This window comes from Nostoc edaphicum CCNP1411, from assembly GCF_014023275.1.
In the GTDB taxonomy this organism is placed as follows: Bacteria; Cyanobacteriota; Cyanobacteriia; order Cyanobacteriales; family Nostocaceae; genus Nostoc; species Nostoc edaphicum_A.
Genome location: NZ_CP054698.1, coordinates 5,557,098 through 5,575,437 on the forward strand (window position 1 = coordinate 5,557,098; position 18,340 = coordinate 5,575,437).

Below are 18,340 nucleotides of genomic sequence, written 5' to 3' on the forward strand. Positions count from 1 at the left end.
TAGGGACTAATCAGCCATAACTAGATTTTGGATAGATACACTCACACACCTTATTTTCTTAAGATCATCTCAAGAATAAATGATTAGGAATGTAGTCATGGCTGAACAACAAAAACCAAAATCTAATAATCAAGAAGCTACACCTACTGCTTCTGGTGGTTACCAAACCCCCGTAGACGAAAGTATTCGCAAAACTGGCGATGCTGAAAAGAGTGATGCTAAATCCACTGCTACTCCAGAAGCTCCAGGAGAAGATTCTGTAGCAGGTAGCCCCAATCAGGGAACTGAGTCACGTTAATCAGTTTGAACTTTCCCAAATGTTAACAAGAAAGTTGTAAACCTAATACAGTAAAAAACGAGTGGATATGTGGTGTAAGAACCACAATTATCTACTCATTTTTTTGTGTCAAAAACTGCATCATCTCTACATAGGTGCGCTAGCTTGGCTTACCGCAGGTTTCGCAGTCCGAAACCCCAATACATCCATTAGCATAAACATAATAATTTATTCTACGTAATAATACTGTACTGTTTATACGTAATAACACTGTAATGTTGAATTTAATGGTCGTCAGCAGCTTGCTATTAGAGCTAAAACTGATGTGATTATATTAGCTACACTTTTGCGAGTATTCCATGAACAAACTGTTAGAAAAATTGGTTGCAGGCGGTTTTAGCTTGGCATTACTGCTATTGTGTGGCGTCGGAACAGCTTCTTACTTAAGTATCCAAAGGTTGACGGAAGAAAAGCGATGGGTAGTTCATACTCATCAAGTCATCAAAGCCCTAGATCATGTACGTATCGGTCTCAGTAATGCCGAAGGAGCACGAAGTAGTTACATTATTACCAAAAACACAGTTTACCGAGAAATTTATCAAGGTGAGAAGCAGAAGGTCTATGAGGTGCTGAAAGTCATCCGACAGCTAAGTAGTGATAACACTAGCCAACAAGGGCGGCTTGATACACTTAAACCCCTGATTGCACAGAAATTTTCCCTGCTTGAACAATCCATTGATTTGGTTGGGCAAGAACGTTTAGATCAATCAACTCAAATTGCGATCGCAGATCGGAGTATAGAGATCCGCGAACAACTCCAGGCAATGGACAATGAAGAAAAAACTTTATTGCAACAGCGGACAGCATTAACAGATGGTCTTTTTCGCCAAATCGTGATTGTAGTTGGTTTGGGGTATGCTTTGAGTTTCCTTTTGCTAATTGTGGTTTACTTACTGCTGCAAAAGCAAATTCGCCTTAACAAGGCTTTATCACAAGAAGCTATTCGTCTGGAACAACAAGCTGCAAAAGCAAAACTAGCAGATATTTTAGAAACTATTACAGATGCCTTTGTTGCCCTCGATCGCAACTCATGCTACACCTACGTCAATCAAAGAGCGGGACAAATTTTCAACCAGCAACCCGCAGACTTAATTGGCAAAAGCATTTGGGAAGTATTCCCCGAAGCTGTTGAACATCAGTTTTATCATGCCTATTTCCAGTCTTTGGCAGAACAGCGAGTCATTCAGATGCAGGAATTTTATCCACCGTTTGACCGCTGGTTTGAATATTGGATGTACCCCTCATCGGAAGGAATATCAATTTTCTTTCAAGATATCACCCGCCAAAAATTGGCAGAAATTGCCCTAGAAAAAAGTGAGCGACGCTATCGCTCATTGGTAATTGCCACTTCTCAAGCTGTTTGGATAACTGATGCTAGTGGTGAGGTAGTAGAAGACATTCCTGCTTGGCGAGCCTTGACAGGGCAAAGTGAAGAAAAAGTCAAGGGATGGGGCTGGCTTGATGCAATTCATCCTGAAGACCGAGAACGGACATCACAAGTTTGGATACAGGCACTTGAGAAAAAGGGTATTTATCAAATTGAACATCGCCTACAAGTTGCAGATGGTAGCTATCGATTTTTTGCTGTCCGTGCAGTTCCCATCTTGGATGCCAACAATAAAATTCAAGAGTGGGTAGGCACTGACACAGATATTACAGAACAGCAAATTGCGCTGCGCGATCGCAACCTTGCACAACTTGCACTACAACAGGCCAATGAAGAACTAGAAATCAAAGTACAAGCGCGGACGGCAGAATTACAAAAGCTGAATGAGGAACTAAAACGCTCTAACCAAGAGTTAGAGCAATTTGCCTATGTGGCTTCCCACGATTTACAAGAACCATTGCGAGCCGTGACGGGCTATACCCAACTATTAGAAAACGAATATCAAGACCGTTTAGATGAGTCTGCCCAGGAATACTTTGGTTATATTATCGATGGGGCAAAGCGGATGCAGCAGTTGATTCAAGACTTGCTAGCTTATTCTCGCATCGGGACTCGCGGTCAAGAATTTGTTCTCGTTGACTGTAATACTGCACTCAGTTTAGCTCTTAATAATTTACATGTAGCGATCGCTCAAAGCAAAGCCATTATCACCCATGATCCTTTGCCAAAGTTACTCGCAGACAAAACTCAAATGGTGCAATTATTCCAAAATCTGATCAGCAATGCCATCAAGTTTTGCCGACAAGAGCCACCCCAGATTCACATTGGCGTCCTCCTTAAGGAACGAGAGAAAGCAGAAGAAGAACTCCTAACTCCCCATCCCCACTCCCCACTCCCCACTCCTAACTCCTCACTCCTAACTCCTAACTCCTCACTCCCCACTCAGCACTCAGCACTCAGCACTCAGCACTTAGAATGGCTCATCTGGGTACAGGATAATGGCATTGGCATTAAGCCTCAGTATCTTGAACGGATTTTTGAAGTTTTCCGCCGTCTTCATACTCGTCGAGAATTTCCTGGTACAGGTATTGGTCTAGCTATCTGCAAAAAAATCGTCGAGCGGCATGGTGGTCGCATCTGGGCTGAGTCAGAACCGGGCATCGGAACAGTATTTTATCTTACCCTGAACGCAAATTAAGGTATCTTTAGTATATATACTCTATATCTGCTTAATAACATCCTGATAACTGCATGATTCATCATCAGGCATTGCGACCCATTGAAGTTTTGCTAGTTGAAGACTCTCCTAGTGATGCTAACCTAACCATCAAAGGCTTTTTAAATGCTCAAATCCCTAATAACTTGCATTGGGTTGAGGATGGTGAAAGTGCGATCAACTTCTTACGAGAGCAAGAAGAATTTACTAATGTTCCCCGTCCCGACTTAATCCTACTCGATCTAAATCTTCCCGGAATGGATGGGCGCGAAGTGCTAACAGAAATCAAATCAGACCCAAATCTTAAATGTATTCCTGTTGTCATAATTACTACTTCATCTGATGAGCAGGATATTCTACGCTCCTATAATCTTAGTGCTAATTGCTATGTAATAAAACCTATTGATATTTACCAATTCATTCAGGTTTTACAGTTGATCAAAGATTTCTGGCTGACAGCAGCAACATTACCACGAAAATAATAAGCTTGCAAATTTCGATTGTTGCCTACAAAATCAGAGAATTAAACCCTGTCTGACAAATAGCAAATCAGGTGATTATCTAACAAATTGATATAACCCTGCACTATGGAAAAGCTCACAATTCACATTCTATTAGTAGAAGATAGTGCCAGTGATGCTCATCTGCTACGCCGGATATTTTTACATGCAGATCAAGAACAATGGCAGATGTTACATGTTGAACGCCTATCTGAGGCAATAGATGTTAGCAGGGAAAACTCCGCGTCCACCCTTGAGAGTTCTCGGATGATGAGTCGAAGACAACGCAGATTCGACCTAGTTTTGTTAGACCTCAGCCTTCCAGACTCTATTGGACTGGACACATTGAAAGAATTTCGGGCAGCAGTACCAGATATCCCAGTTGTGGTGTTAACAGGCCTTGATGATGAAGATTTAGCACTGCAAGCATTAGCAGAAGGCGCACAAGACTATTTAGTTAAAGATCAAATGACTATACAAAGGTTAGTGCGTGCCATTCGCTATGCCATTGAAAGAAGCGAAATTCTCAACCAACTACGGGAGAGTGAAGAACGCACCCGTCAAGCGCTGGCAAAAGAACAGGAACTCAATGAGTTAAAGTCGAACTTTGTAGCAATGGTTTCCCACGAGTTTCGCACCCCTATGACTACAATTCGGACGGCTGTGGATATCATTGAATACAACAGTGATAAACTAACTGATGGTCGAAAAACTAAATATTTTGATCGAATACAAAATGCTATCAACCAGATGCTCCATCTCTTGGATGAGATATTATTCTTGAGTAAAACAGAAGCAGCCAAACTCGAATACAAACCTACACTTTTAAATTTAGAAAATTTCTGTAACGAACTCACAGATATTCTTCAAGTTAATGCAGGTAGTCAGCACAGTATTATCTTTACTTTTCAAGGGGAATCGACCCAAGCCAAAATGGATGAAGACTTACTAAACTGTATCTTAACCAATTTGATTTCTAATGCCATCAAATATTCCCCTCCGAATAGCACTATTTGGTTTGATTTGATTTGCAAAGATCGCCTCGCAACTTTCCAGGTCAAAGATCAGGGGATGGGCATTCCTGTCAAAGACCAAAGCCATCTATTTCAAACTTTCTATCGCGCTAGTAATGTAGGCGTAATTCAAGGAACAGGATTAGGACTCACTATAGTGAAAAAATGTGTGGAGTTACATGGTGGTCATATTCAATTAGAAAGTGAGCAGGGTATTGGTACAACAGTAATTGTGACTCTGCCACTACAATGATTAGGCAAATAAGATTTGGGCATGGGGCATGGGGCATTGGGCATTGCTTATTAATTACTCTTCTCTGCTTCCCTTGCTTCCCCTACTCCCCCTGCTTCCCCTGCTCCCCCTGCTCCCCCTGCTCCCTCACATCCCTCACTCCCCCACCTATTTTGCTACTTGGGGATTTGGCGTTGGACAAGTTTTATTAGCAAAATCACATTGATAAATGTAGGTTTCTTGCCAACTCAAGGGAATTTCTAATAAGTCTCGTGTCCCTGTCATACCTTGTCCAATAAATAGCAACAAAGCAATACAGTTTAAAATTGTATGGACGATACGCCAGCGATTGGATTTATCTTGATAAATATCTTGAACAATCGCTAATGAAAAAATCATCAGCAGTGCTGCGGTAATACCAATATAATAATGTGACCAGTACCACTCATTCGTGCGACGATATACTCCATCCTGGCAGCCTATAATTACTAAACCTGTACCAGTTAAAGTTGCAAAAACTGCCCGCCACACCCGCTGCTTTGCCCGAAACAGGAATACTAAAGAGGCGATGGTTGCAGCAAATATTAACAGTATAAAAACAACTTGAAAAGGTGTCTGATTCCACAATTGATTTTTGATAATATTTTTGCCAATAGGATAGCTTAATCCGATTAAAGTTAATCCAACAACTGCACTTGTTAGCCATTCGCCTAACTGCTTATGTTCTGTACCCACCACTGGTGGAATTTTGCTCTTACTCCCGGCTAGAGTTTGCAGTCTCCGTTGGCGTGTTTGCCAAGCAAAGTTAACCACTGTACCGATGAGTGGAAACACGAATATGATTGCGATCGCTGGATGTACAAGACCAAGAAAATCTGTTAATTGCATACAACACCTTTCAATGAATCACTAAATTCATCTCAAAGGACAATTTAAAGCATCGTACCATCACTTAAATTAATTTCAGATAAGAATCTGTTTAATATTTATCTTTTTTATTTTTAACTGATTTTAATCAATCAAATATTTGAATATCTTATAAAAGACTAGAACTTTAGTCAAGAATAATTTATGTATTCTTAAATACATGGCAATATTTTTTAATATAAAGTATTATTGTAAATATTTTGTTACATTTTTTTAAATACGTCACAAAAATCGGGTGAAATGCTTTTTTTGCAGAATCGTTTTAGGTGAAAAAGGGCGAAATGTCAGGATCAAAGTTTAGCTACAAACCACCTCAAAATACTGTTTCCAAGAGAGTTATTCGATTCCACACAGCAACGCTAATTTTATTAGGCGTTTTTTTCTTATCTGGCATCATCGTAGTAGGATGGTTTGCTGGTGAAGATAAAATTAGTGGAATTTTTGCTCAAATCAATTACTGGCAAATGCACCCACCAATGTGGTTAGAAGTGCCAAGAATAGATAGTAAATATTTACTATTACCCACTGTCGGATTATTGCTAATTGTGTTTGTAGTGATGAAAATCTCCCCACAACCCCGAATTTGGTCGCAACGGTTAATAGTGGGAATTTTAATCATTTTAACTTTGCGGTATATTCTGTGGCGATCGCTATCTACGTTAAATTTAGTAGATCCGTTGAATGGAGTATTTAGTCTAGGGTTATTTTTTGCAGAGATGTTAATGCTACTCAATACTACTATACAGCTATTATTCATGTTGAATATCAAAGAACGTCACCGCGAAGCAGACATGAAATCACTAGCTGTAATCAGTGGTAAATTTGTACCATCTGTTGATATTTTAATACCAACCTATAACGAACCAGTTTTTATCTTACGGCGGACAATTATTGGTTGTCAAGCGCTAGATTATGCAAATAAAACAATTTATCTTTTGGATGATACCAATCGTTCAGAAATGAAGGAATTGGCAGAAGAATTGGGCTGTCACTATATGACGCGACCTGATAACAGTTATGCGAAAGCAGGTAATTTGAATCATGCGATCGCTCAAATAAATGGAGAATTAATTGTAGTTTTTGATGCTGATTTTGTCCCCACTAAAAACTTTCTGACTCGCACTATTGGCTTTTTTCAAGATGAAAAGGTTGCCCTTGTACAAACGCCTCAAAGCTTTTATAATGCTGATCCTATAGCCCGTAATTTAGGCTTAGAAAATGTTCTCACCCATGAGGCAGAAGTATTTCATCGTCAAATTCAAACAAGTCGTGATTCTTCAGGTAGTGCGATTTGTGCTGGTACATCCTTTGTCGTTCGCAGAAGTGCTTTAGATCAGGTTGGAGGTTTTGTAACTGAGTCTTTGAGTGAAGATTATTTTACCGGAATTCGCTTATCTGCTCAAGGATATAGTTTGATTTATTTAAATGAAAAATTAAGTGCTGGTTTAGCAGCAGAAAATATTACCGGCTATGCAACCCAACGATTAAGGTGGGGACAAGGTACACTCCAGGCGCTATTTATTAAATCTAATCCTTTAAAAATTTCTGGGCTAACTCTCATGCAAAGGTTAGCTTCTTTAGCTGGATTGCTATATTGGTTTGGTAATATTTCGCGTGTTTATTTTTTACTTATCCCATTAGCATATTCATTTTTCGCTGTGATTCCCATCCGTTCAACAGGAGCAGAATTGTTATTTTTTTTATTACCTTACTACTTAGTGAATTTAGCAACATTCTCTTGGCTAAATTATCGTTCTTGTTCAGCTTTGCTATCAGATATTTATTCATTAATAATATGTTTTCCTTTAGCAGTAAATACTATCCAAGTTATGATTGATCCTTTTGCAAAAGGATTTAAAGTTACACCCAAAGGTATGGTTAAGAATCGCTATATTTTTAATTGGAATTTAGCCCTACCGTTGATAATTTTGTTTATCGCTACTGCCGTTAGTTTATGGCTAAATCTCGATATTGCACCCAAAACTACGCAACAAATTACAGGTATAAATTTAGGTTGGCTATGGAGTGTTTATAACTTAATAATGATTGGCATTACCCTATTAATTTTAATAGATGTGCCGAAAGCAGATATGTATGAATGGTTTGACTTGCGGCGAATAGTACAGCTAAGAGTTGGCGATCAAAATTTGTGGGGTGTGACTACAATGATTTCTGAAGCAGGTGTTGAAATTGCTCTAAATCAAAAGTTACCTGCCTATTTATTTACTAATCAGTCAATAGATATAGAAATTATAGAAGAGAGTTTCAAGTTGACTGGTGAGGTTATGAGTACTGGGTTTAAAGATGAATTTTCCACAGTACGTATTAGGTTTCAATCAGTAAGCTTAAATCAACATCGCCGACTTGTAGAAATCCTCTTTTGTCGTCCGGGACAGTGGAAGCACCAGAATGCACCAGGAGAATTACATTCGTTATTGTTACTATTTAAACTTTTGCTAAAACCACGAATTTTATTTGATCGGAAAGTAGATGTAAGCGCAATGAAAGTTTCCCAAATCTGATTTTTTTAGCCTGTAAAGAGGTTATATGCTTCTAATTCTGATGCAATGAGTGAAGATTTTCCACCTTCCAAAGCAAGTAATGATTATCACCATATACAATATTTGATTTATACTTATAATTTGCTTCTATTTGCTTGCGCCATATATCTGAAGGATTGAGTAAAAAAATATCAGTTAATTCATCAGGAATATTAGGGATAGTTTGGTCTTTTACTAATTGAAACTGCACCTTTGATTGCAAAAGATAGCTGAGAGAAAAGACATTCCCATAATTAATACCAGAATCATCACTAATTAAAAGTGGACGATCAACCTGATTGATAATTGTCGCAACTTGTGGATTACCATAGCTAATAACCTTACTCCACCAAGTTTGTGCCTGGGAACTCACTCCATAAGAAACTAGCCCACAAATAATCACTAGTCCCATAATTGTTTGCCAGATTCTCCGGTGTACAATACTCTCACTATGTAGCTGCGTAGCCAGTAGGTAAGCAACAGTTAGTTGAATGCCCAAATAAGAAGGCAATAAATAACGTTCGGAAAGTGAGCGTATACCCCCAAAAATTACATCTGGTAGCACTAAAGGTAATGCCGGAATCATAATTAAAGTTACGACAAATAACCAGACTTTATAGTTAGTTGTTCGACAAAGAAAATAAATAGAATATCCAATAAAAATTACAAAAACTGGCGTAATTACATAGCTAAACCAATTCTCAAACCCAAAGTTTAAATCAAGAAAAATCCGGCTCAACTGTAAAAACCAAGATTTAATTAAAATTTCTAGGGGAACTTGCATTTTTGTCCAGGTTGTTGAACTGTCAAATTGCAAAAAGTTATCTATCACAATTAGAATCCAAGGTATGAAGGCAAAAAATCCTGTTAAAGATGCTAATAAATAAGCTTTCACTATCCGATTCAACCTAAATCTGGCAGTCGCAATCACATAAATTCCATGAGCAATTGCTACAAATCCAGTCAACAAAAATGTATAAAGACTGAGCGCTAAAGTCACTGCATAGATTCCCCAAGTTAATATGCGTTGTGCTTTGTTTTTTGATTCTAGGCGTAATGCTCGTAACAACGAGGCACTGCATAGTAATATAGTCACTATCCAGAGAATATATTCTCGTGCTTCTTGGGCGTATACTAGGTGAATAGGAGAGATTGCCATAAGTGCGATCGCAACCTCCGATACCCATACCGATGCTTTAAATAATTCTCGACATAGCCAGTAAATACTCGGAAAGATTAACAAGCTAATCAAAGCAGATAAACTTCTGATTACCGTCACCGAATTACCAAATATTTGCACCCAAAACCGAGCGATTATATAATACAGTGGTGGATGCTGTGGATCTTCTGTTTCCAAAGACTTAATTGTGTCACTTAAGCCTTTCTCCATATTTGGACTTTGGAATTTGGCAAAACTTTCCTTACTAATTATCTGGCCATTAAATATTTGCTGCCTTGCTTCATTTGCCGTATAACCAGAAATCCGCAATGAAGTGAAAGTCTCATCGTGCCAATAAACTTTGCTATCAATGTTAAAAAAGCGAAAAAATACACCAATCATTAATAGAATAACGATGAGAAAATGCAACTTATTTGGAGCAGGTTTGAGATACCGCATAACAAAATTTCACAATAATTTGTATATATAGGAATAGTATTTTATTTTTGAAATATATGTAGGTGTGTTAGCACAGAAAATACGGCACTATTACAAGACAACTGAGATTTTTTCATAAATAAAATATGATTACTATAGTACTGAATTCTGACTACTGGATTCTGAATTATTATTCATAAACTCGCAGTTAATTTATTATTAGGTGAGATATTACGTCGGCGCAAATTACGATTACTAACCAATTTCCAGACCGCATAATACTTATCTCCATAAATAATATCTGTTTTTAATTTATACTTTTTTTCTATTGTTTCGCGCCGACTCTCTGAAGGATTGAATAAAAATATATCCGTGAAACCATCAGGAATTTTGAGAGTTTTTTGGTTGTTCACCAATAGAAATCGCACTTTTGGTTCCAAAAGATAGCTCAGAGAAAAGACATTCCCATAATTATTACCCAAAGCATCACTAATCAAAAGTGGACGATTACCCTGATTGATAATTTGGGCAACTTGTGTATTGCCATAATTCATACTCTTATTCCACCAAGTTTCTGCTTGAGAACTAGCCTTATAAGAAATCAGACCACAAATAATCACTAATGCCATGATTATGTGCCAAATGCTCCGGCGTGCCACGCTCCCATTATATAGTTGCGTAGCTAGTAGATAAGCAACAGCTACTTGGATTCCTAAATAAGATGGTATTAAATATGGTTCAATAGATGATCGTATACCCCCAGTAATTAAATCTGGCAGTATTAGAGGTAGTGCTGGTACTATAATCAATGTGATGATAAAAGACCAGACTTTATAGTTAGTTGTTCGGCAAAGAAAATAAATTGAATATCCTACTAAAGTTAGAAAAGTTAGTGTAATTAAATAGCTTAGAGCATTTTCTGAACTCAGATTTATATCAAAAAAAATTCGGCTTAACTGCATCAGCAAAAATGGAAATACAGATATGAAAGATGACTGTGCGGTTGTTTTATCTGCTGAAATCAAAAACTGAAAAAAGTCACCGATTACAACTGTTATCCAAGGCATGAAGGCTAAAAAAGCTACCAGTGATGCTAGTAGATAAGTTCTGACAGTTCCAGTAAACTGAAATTTAGCAGTGATGAACACATAAATTCCGTGAGCAACTGCTATAAATGCACTCCAAAGAAATGTATAAAGACTGATGGCTAAAGTTACTGCATAAATGCTCCAGATAGCGAATAAATCTGGTCGTTGTCGTTTTTTTGCTAGCTCATCTTCTAGCCGTATAGCTCGCAGTAAAGACGCACTTGATACTAAGATTGTGACTAACCAAAGAATATATTCTTGTGTTTCTTGAGCGTATACTAAGTGAATTGGAGAGATGGCCATGAGTGCGATCGCTACACCAGGAACCGATAACGGCACATTAAATAATTCTCGGCATAGCCAATAAACACAAGGGAAAACCAGTAAACTGATACAGGCAGATAAACTTCTAATCGCCGTCACCGAATTACCAAATATTTCCATCCACAATCTGGCTATTATGTAATAAAGCGGTGGATGGTAAGGATCTTGTTTTGCCAAAGTCATAATTGTGTCATTTAAGCTTTTTTCTGGATTTACACCTTGAAACTGGGCAAAACTTTCTCCGCCAATGACGCGATTATTAAAAAGTCGCTGTTTTGCTTCATCAATTGTGTAACCAGAAATCCGCAATGAGGTATAAGTTTCATCATGAGAGTAAACTTTACCATCAAGGTTAAAAAAGCGAAACAATATACCCATCGCCAATAAGAAAATAATTAAAAATCGCAACCAACTCGGAGCAAATTTGAGATGGCGCATAAGTGGGTTTCCTAAAATTTTTCTCAAATCATCTAATTAAGTGGACTGGATGATGTGTCTCAGCTACGCCCGTAGTAGACATCGCCAAGACTTCAAGCGGAGCCTATTTGTTAAACATCGCCAACCGTACTTTATTTAATTGGGAAGATTGGCAATTAACACCTCTCCTTTATTAACTACAAAAACAAATGAGCAAGGTTGTATCAAATCCCGCAAAACTGGACTTGTTTTTGAAACCGAGATATCAATGGAGTGTAAAATACACCAAGTGTAGCCGCATCTGTGGTCAGGCTAATCCACAGCTATAGTGCATTTAGCGATACGCCCTTAACCCTGTTTTGTCACTCTGGCAGTAGTATAATAAGGTACAAACGCTAGAACCAAGACACAGAGTATGGTACAGCCTCGTCCAGCCGCACCAACAGTAAAATTCGTGGACGAATATTGCCAATGGTATAAAAGCCTGTTTCCAGATGTTAGGAGCTTCGAGGCTTTTAAATACCTTCATGTAGGGTGTATTTCTGAACTAAAACGGAAAACCCTACCAGAAATAGCAAAAATTGTAGGATTGGACAATCAGCAGGGTTTGCACCATTTTTTAACTACATCACCTTGGGATATAGAGAAGTTAAGAGCCTTGCGATTAGAGCTAATTTTACAAGTTCTAAAAGGTAGACCAATCATTCTAATTATTGATGAGACAGGAGATAAAAAGAAAGGGAATAAGACAGATTATGTGAAACGACAGTACATAGGTAATTTGGGTAAAGTAGAAAATGGAATTGTAGCAGTCACGGCGTATGGTGTATTCTGTGGGATGACTTTTCCATTACTGTTTGAAGTATACAAGCCACGCGAAAGATTAAAGCCAGGGGATAAATATCTTACGAAGCCTCAAATAGCAGCAATAATGATGAAAAAAGCTAGAGTTGATGGGTTTTAAATTCAACCTAGTACTAGCAGATAGCTTATATGGTGAGAGTAGTGCTAATTTCATATCTATATTAGACGATCTGGGGTTAAATTATCTAGTGGCGATTCGCTCAAACCATTCTGTAGAGCTACTTCCTAGACAACATACTCAATATTTAAAGTGGCATAAGTTTAAAAGAGTATTCTCTAACTTGAGTAGTGAGAATCGGTTTATTAGGGAAATAATTCATGGTAAACGACAAGAAAAAAAGGTATTGGCAGATTACTACTGACATTGAGAAATTACCCGGTAACACTACTTGGTATGTGATGAGTAAATACGCAGACCTTACACCAAGAGATGTTGGTAACTTTTATGGGTTAAGAACTTGGGTTGAATATGGCTTGAAGCAAAGTAAGAATGAATTAGGTTGGGCAGATTATCGGCTGACTCATTATGCGGATATTGAACGCTGGTGGGAGATTGTTTGTAGTAGCTACTTAATGGTGAGTCTACACTCTGAACAAATGCAGTCTTCTCCACCAAAGTCTCCATCAAAATTGGCTGCTCATCCTTGGTGGGATGATGGGAAGGGTTGGAAGAACATTCTTAACAATCTCCGTTTAATAATTCAACCTTTTACTTTATTTAACCTAATATATCCCTGGTTGACAGTTTTTCCTATTCCCCAATTGTCTTTGGGTTTTTCGAAACTTCAATCTATTATTTATAACCTCACCAGTTCAATATTTATTTTCCTGTCTCACCCTGATTTCTACTTTTCCTCTGCCTAGAGTGACAAAACAGGGTTAATATTGTTAACTGATTAGAATTCGAGATCGCAGTTTAAAGTAGCTGTATCAGCAGATTAAGAATACTCTCTGAGCAAAATCAACTCTTGCTTTTAACCTATGCGAGGCTAGATCGCACAGATGCCACAGCAGAATTTCTTGAGTTCGATTCCAAAAGGGTTATTGAGGATGCCACTCCGTGTAGCTCTTGTAGTCCCTTTCGTCCTGCAAATCTCTGCTGCTGTAGGCTTAACAGCATTCTTATCTTTAAAAAATGGTCAGAAAGCTGTTAATGATGTTGCTACTCAGTTGCAAAATGAACTTACGACTCGAATTCATCAACATATCACCGATTACATAGAGATCCCCCAACTCGTCACTCAGATTAACGCCAATTCTGTCCATATTGGTGAGTTAAGTTTAAAAGATACAAAAAGTTTAGAACGCCATTTATGGCATCAAATGCAGTTATTCAAGCCCTTAAGCCCGATCGCTTTTGCAACTACACAAGGAGAAATTCATTCGGTTGATCGCTTTAACGATGGTTCACTAGTCATCCGAAAAAAAGATCAATCGACAAGTAATAATTACTACACTTATACCACTGATAATCAAGGTAATACTGTCAAGTTACTTCAAGTTAACCAAACCTTTGATCCTCGCACTCGCCCCTGGTATACAAATGCCGTGAAAGCAGGTAAAACTACTTGCACAGAAATTTATTCATATTTCTCTTCATCAGGTCTAGCATTCAGTGCAACCCAACCTCTTTATGACCAGAAAGGTACTTTGCTTGGAGTGACAAATGCAACGTTATCTCTTTCGCAACTGAGTGAGTTTTTGCACAGTTTAAAGATTGGTCGCTCAGGAAAGACATTTATTGTCGAGCATTCTGGAGAGTTAGTAGCAACTTCAACGGCGGAGCAACCTTTTAGCCTAAGTTATAAGGGAGGAAAAAAGACATCCAAACGGCTCAAAGCGATCGCCAGTAGCGATCGGATCACTCAGCTGACAACACAGTATTTGCAGTCACAATTTGGTAACTTTAGAAACATTTCTTCTAGCCAACAGCTAGAATTTGAAATTGATCATAAGCGGCAATTTGTACAGTTAATGCCCTTTACAGCCGACTGTGGACTAAATTGGGTGATTATCGTGGTGGTTCCAGAAGCCGACTTTATGGAGCATATTCAAGCCAACACCCGAACCACTATTTTGCTGTGTTTCGGAGCTTTGATAATAGCTACAGTCATAGGAGTGATTACTTCTCATTGGATTACTGAACCAATTCTCTGTTTGAGCGTTGCCTCTAAGGAAATCGCCAATGGGAAGTTAAACCAAACCGTTACAGTAGAGGGTATCAACGAATTAAGAGTTCTTGCTCAGGCTCATAATCAAATGGCTACTCAATTACAAGAGTCATTTGCTGAAATATTAGAGGCTAACAGGCAGTTAGAAGCTGAAATTAACGAGCGTAAGCAGGCAGAAGAACAGTTACGACATAATGCGTTTCACGATGCACTGACAGGTTTACCCAACCGAGCTTTCTTTATAGAGCGCTTAAAAAACACACTCCAGCGAGCCAAGCAGCAGGAGAATTATTTATTTGCTGTGCTATTTCTCGACCTGGATCGGTTTAAGGTGATCAATGACAGTTTAGGACACCTAAAAGGAGATCAATTTCTAATTGCTATTGCCAATAGATTAGAAGTATGTGTACGCTCTACGGATACAGCCGCAAGGCTTGGGGGAGACGAATTTACAATCCTGCTTGACGAAATCCAGAGTCTCTCAGATGCCATCAAAGTAGCTGAACGAATTCAACAAGAACTGACATTACCCCTTGAGCTTGACGGGCAAGAAGTATTTACAACAGCAAGTATTGGCATCGCTCTGAGTTCGACAGTAGACTATGACCAAGCAGAAAACCTGCTAAGGGACGCTGATACGGCTATGTACCGAGCCAAGGTGCTGGGCAAAGCCCGCTATGAAGTATTCAATCCAGGGATGTATACTAACGCTCTGGTCAGATTACAGTTAGAGAACGATCTACGGCGAGCAATCGAACGCCACGAGTTTCAGCTTTATTATCAACCGATTGTTTCCATCACTAATGGCAGAATTTTAGGCTTTGAGGCTCTGCTGCGCTGGCAGCATCCTGAGCGTGGTTTGATTTGTCCAACAGATTTTATCCCCCTAGCAGAAGAAACCGGACTGATTGTCAAGATTGGCTATTGGGCACTACATGAAGCGTGCCGCCAAATGCAAAACTGGCGGTTGAGCGATCGGATAAACTCGTTAGAAAAAATCAGCGTCAATCTCTCAGTCAAGCAATTTTCTCAACCGGATTTGATTGAACAGATTGGGGAAATTTTACACTCGACTGGTCTTGATGCTGGCAGTCTCATGTTAGAAATTACTGAAAGTGCAATTTTAGAAAATGGCGATGAGGCAAATGCCGCCCTCTCAGAACTTCGGAAGATGGGCATTGAGTTATCAATTGATGATTTCGGTACAGGCTACTCTTCATTAGGTCGTCTCCATAACTTTCCGATTAGTGTGTTAAAGATTGACCGTTCTTTTGTCAGCCCAATAGATGGTAATGGCAAGAATTTAGAAATTATTGAGACAATTATTACACTGGCACACAAATTAGGTATGGATGTAACTGCCGAAGGAGTGGAGACAAAAGAGCAGCTAGCATTTCTGAGAAACTTGAACTGTGAATGTGGACAAGGATATTTTTTCTCGCGTCCATTGGATAACGCGGCAGCAGTAGAATTAATCTTGAAAAATCCTCAGTGGTAAGGGTTTTTTGAGAGGATTTGGATAGCGCCATCTGACAAAGTCTGCAATATTAGATATAGTTAAAAAATCAATAGTCTTAAACTGCCGATCAATAGCTGGAAGGCTGCATATTTTCGCTCCAATGTTCAAGTATGCCTGCAAAATTTTAGGAATCTCAACAGTATATGAATCTAGACAATTTTGAGGCAGTTCTAGACAAAACTGTGAATTTGGATAAACTAAAATACTTGGATGCATCAAGCCATTCTGCCGAAAATAATCATAAGCACAAGTAGCTTGCCAGGGACTTTGTGTTAGTAATGATGCACAGCCAAAGAAATATTGGTTTTTACTCCAGATGAGATAATTTGCCAGCCCTTCCCAGAGTAGTAAAAGTGCCTGACTATTGCGATATTCTTTAGTTATACATGTACGCCCAACCTCAACTGATGCCTGAAGCACAGAATTGGGAATCGCATTAAGATTAAATATATCGGCAGCATCAAAGCCTAGTCTTTGAGAAGCCATTGTATAGGTTTGCATCCGATAAGTTCCAATGGTTTTTCCAGTTTGTTTGGAAATCAAGATTAAATGATGGCAAACCGCATCAAACTTATCTATATCCATCTGGGTAAAGTTAGAAGTAGAGAATCCTAAACCCAGTTCAAGATTAAAAACTTCAAAGCGCAACCGAAAAATTGATTCTAATTCTTCTTTGGTTGATGCCAGGCGTAGGGTATATTTTTCAGTTTGAAGGACGGGAAAATCTTCAAGAGTGGGAGGAGGATTCAGTGAGTAATTGATGTTGCGTCCAGAAACTTCCATCTATCTTCCTACTTAGATTTGCGAAAATATTCTACTAGGATTTAGGCACTATACAAATAGCTCACATTATGCATTAATGTGTCGAAGCGTGATTGAGGCGGTTTTCGATAAAAGATCCTCTACAGAGATTTTTTACTCTCTTGGATTAGAGGTAGAGTGCTTTTATTATGGACATTAATTCCCAAAAAATCTGGCAATAATATACAAAATTTTTCTTTGATATACGCTATAAATGCAAGTCATACCAATTTGAAAAAAGAATGCGACAAATAGACCATTTGTAGAGACGCGATTCATCGCGTCTTTACCCAAAGATGTGTTGCAATCATTAATTGAATTGGTATCAGCAAAGAAAGTCATAGTCAGGGCAGAAAACCCCCGGATGAATCCAGGGGCTTGAATAATTTTGGTTGCGATGCTTGCAGTGTTGGCGGGTACGCGATGTTTACGACGGGCTACGCCTACGCAATCTGCGGTAGATGCACTCTAAAATACTTAATTAATTACGGTGATTATTGTTGTAATGAACCCTTGTACCTGCCCAAAGCAACTTCTCCCGTAGCGTCTGATAGTAGGAATTGTTCTCGCGCAAAATAATAAATTTAGCCCGACAATCTGCCATCCGCACATCAACGCGGTGTCCTGGCCAAATCGAAGTCCCCAACACTCCATCTGTCCACAGCTTGGTACTCAAATCGTAATCCCCCAAAGGCCAAATACTCACCACAGAACCAGGGGGTAAAACGAGGGGGCGACTAGAAAGGCTCATTGCACAAATGGGAGTAACAGTAATCGCCTCCATACCATCATGCATAATTGGCCCATTAGCAGAAACGGTATAACCAGTAGAACCTGTAGGAGTAGAAATAATCAACCCATCCCCGACGTATTGATCGACTACCTCACCGTCGATTTCCATTTCCAGAATCGAAGTAATCATTCGGTCAGCGGAGGCGGGTTTGACACAGAATTCATTCAAAGCCAGGTAACGCTCACTCACTGGTTCCAAATTAGACCCGTGACCCTCATACACCGCAGCTTGCAACATCATCCGTCGTTGGATAGCATAGCGATCCTCAAACAGCCGATCCCAAACTTTCTCAGTATCCTGAAACTCTTCCACTGACTCAGTTAAAAACCCCAGATGACCTCCCACATTCACTCCCAGAATAGGGATGCCCGCTGGGGCTAAATGTCTGGCACCAGTTAAAACAGTACCATCGCCACCGAGTACCAAAGCGAGATCGATTGGTTGACCCGCTGAAGCCAAAAAGACAGGATAGGGGTTGTCTTTCGGCCCGCTAGGCCCCATCAACACATGGCACTCGCGACTTTCTAGTTGTTTCGCACAGATTTCTGCCCATTGTTTACTCCGGGCATCCCGCGCTTTATAAGCAATGATTACCTGCTTTAGTTGCACGCACA

The 18,340-nt window shown here is 39.1% G+C and carries 11 protein-coding genes and 1 pseudogene; 7 read left to right on the top strand and 5 right to left on the bottom strand.

The genetic code is table 11. From position 1 onward, the window contains the following. Positions 1–97: 97 nt before the first annotated feature. From HUN01_RS26125 to HUN01_RS26140, 4 genes are all read left to right on the top strand, one after another. On the top strand, positions 98–298 hold the full coding sequence (locus HUN01_RS26125) for a hypothetical protein (RefSeq protein ID WP_181928605.1): 201 nt from the start codon (positions 98–100) through the stop codon (positions 296–298). 338 nt (positions 299–636) lie between these two features. Then, on the top strand, positions 637–2,922 hold the full coding sequence (locus HUN01_RS26130) for a sensor histidine kinase (protein WP_181928606.1): 2,286 nt from the start codon (positions 637–639) through the stop codon (positions 2,920–2,922). 53 nt (positions 2,923–2,975) lie between these two features. Further along, a complete protein-coding gene (locus HUN01_RS26135) occupies positions 2,976–3,422 on the top strand; it encodes a response regulator (RefSeq protein ID WP_181928607.1) in 447 nt (148 codons plus the stop codon). Positions 3,423–3,527: 105 nt separating this feature from the next. After that, entirely contained in the window at positions 3,528–4,706 is a 1,179-nt protein-coding gene (locus HUN01_RS26140) for a hybrid sensor histidine kinase/response regulator (protein ID WP_181928608.1), read from the top strand. A gap of 147 nt (positions 4,707–4,853) precedes the next feature. On the opposite strand, the gene HUN01_RS26145 is transcribed toward HUN01_RS26140, so the two are convergent. Further along, complete coding sequence (locus HUN01_RS26145; protein WP_181928609.1) at positions 4,854–5,573, bottom strand: DUF4079 domain-containing protein; 720 nt, start codon at positions 5,571–5,573, stop codon at positions 4,854–4,856. Positions 5,574–5,893: 320 nt separating this feature from the next. Between HUN01_RS26145 and HUN01_RS26150 the strand changes: the two genes are divergently transcribed. Beyond that, a complete protein-coding gene (locus HUN01_RS26150) occupies positions 5,894–8,134 on the top strand; it encodes a glycosyltransferase (protein WP_181928610.1) in 2,241 nt (746 codons plus the stop codon). A 31-nt stretch (positions 8,135–8,165) separates the two neighbouring features. Here HUN01_RS26150 and HUN01_RS26155 read toward each other — a convergent pair whose 3' ends face one another. Both HUN01_RS26155 and HUN01_RS26160 read right to left on the bottom strand, forming a co-directional pair. Next, positions 8,166–9,770 (bottom strand): glycosyltransferase family 39 protein, encoded by a 1,605-nt coding sequence (locus HUN01_RS26155; protein ID WP_181928611.1) that lies wholly within the window; start codon positions 9,768–9,770, stop codon positions 8,166–8,168. A gap of 173 nt (positions 9,771–9,943) precedes the next feature. After that, a complete protein-coding gene (locus HUN01_RS26160) occupies positions 9,944–11,599 on the bottom strand; it encodes a glycosyltransferase family 39 protein (protein WP_181928612.1) in 1,656 nt (551 codons plus the stop codon). A gap of 394 nt (positions 11,600–11,993) precedes the next feature. On the opposite strand from HUN01_RS26160, the pseudogene HUN01_RS26165 reads away from it, so the two are divergent. Together HUN01_RS26165 and HUN01_RS34945 are read left to right on the top strand one after the other, a co-directional pair. Beyond that, positions 11,994–13,306, top strand: a pseudogene (locus HUN01_RS26165) (IS701 family transposase). A gap of 186 nt (positions 13,307–13,492) precedes the next feature. Further along, positions 13,493–16,111 (top strand): bifunctional diguanylate cyclase/phosphodiesterase, encoded by a 2,619-nt coding sequence (locus HUN01_RS34945; protein ID WP_203219501.1) that lies wholly within the window; start codon positions 13,493–13,495, stop codon positions 16,109–16,111. Here the strand turns inward: HUN01_RS34945 and HUN01_RS26175 are convergent. Continuing rightward, positions 16,085–16,915 (bottom strand): GNAT family N-acetyltransferase, encoded by an 831-nt coding sequence (locus HUN01_RS26175; RefSeq protein ID WP_181928613.1) that lies wholly within the window; start codon positions 16,913–16,915, stop codon positions 16,085–16,087. The two genes, HUN01_RS34945 and HUN01_RS26175, sit on opposite strands and share 27 nt — an antisense overlap. 499 nt (positions 16,916–17,414) lie before the next feature. Beyond that, positions 17,415–18,335 carry an NAD(+) kinase gene (locus tag HUN01_RS26180; RefSeq protein ID WP_181928614.1) on the bottom strand — a complete coding sequence of 307 codons (921 nt, stop codon included), beginning with the start codon at positions 18,333–18,335 and terminating at the stop codon, positions 17,415–17,417. Positions 18,336–18,340: the final 5 nt, after the last annotated feature.

Excerpts from the sequence above, each read along its gene's own strand:
- HUN01_RS26125 (WP_181928605.1), top strand. The coding sequence starts at position 98 with ATGGCTGAACAACAAAAACCAAAATCTAATAATCAAGAAGCTACACCT.
- HUN01_RS26130 (WP_181928606.1), top strand. The coding sequence starts at position 637 with ATGAACAAACTGTTAGAAAAATTGGTTGCAGGCGGTTTTAGCTTGGCA.
- HUN01_RS26135 (WP_181928607.1), top strand. The coding sequence starts at position 2,976 with ATGATTCATCATCAGGCATTGCGACCCATTGAAGTTTTGCTAGTTGAA.
- HUN01_RS26140 (WP_181928608.1), top strand. The coding sequence starts at position 3,528 with ATGGAAAAGCTCACAATTCACATTCTATTAGTAGAAGATAGTGCCAGT.
- HUN01_RS26145 (WP_181928609.1), bottom strand. The coding sequence starts at position 5,573 with ATGCAATTAACAGATTTTCTTGGTCTTGTACATCCAGCGATCGCAATC.
- HUN01_RS26150 (WP_181928610.1), top strand. The coding sequence starts at position 5,894 with ATGTCAGGATCAAAGTTTAGCTACAAACCACCTCAAAATACTGTTTCC.
- HUN01_RS26155 (WP_181928611.1), bottom strand. The coding sequence starts at position 9,770 with ATGCGGTATCTCAAACCTGCTCCAAATAAGTTGCATTTTCTCATCGTT.
- HUN01_RS26160 (WP_181928612.1), bottom strand. The coding sequence starts at position 11,599 with ATGCGCCATCTCAAATTTGCTCCGAGTTGGTTGCGATTTTTAATTATT.
- HUN01_RS34945 (WP_203219501.1), top strand. The coding sequence starts at position 13,493 with ATGCCACTCCGTGTAGCTCTTGTAGTCCCTTTCGTCCTGCAAATCTCT.
- HUN01_RS26175 (WP_181928613.1), bottom strand. The coding sequence starts at position 16,915 with ATGGAAGTTTCTGGACGCAACATCAATTACTCACTGAATCCTCCTCCC.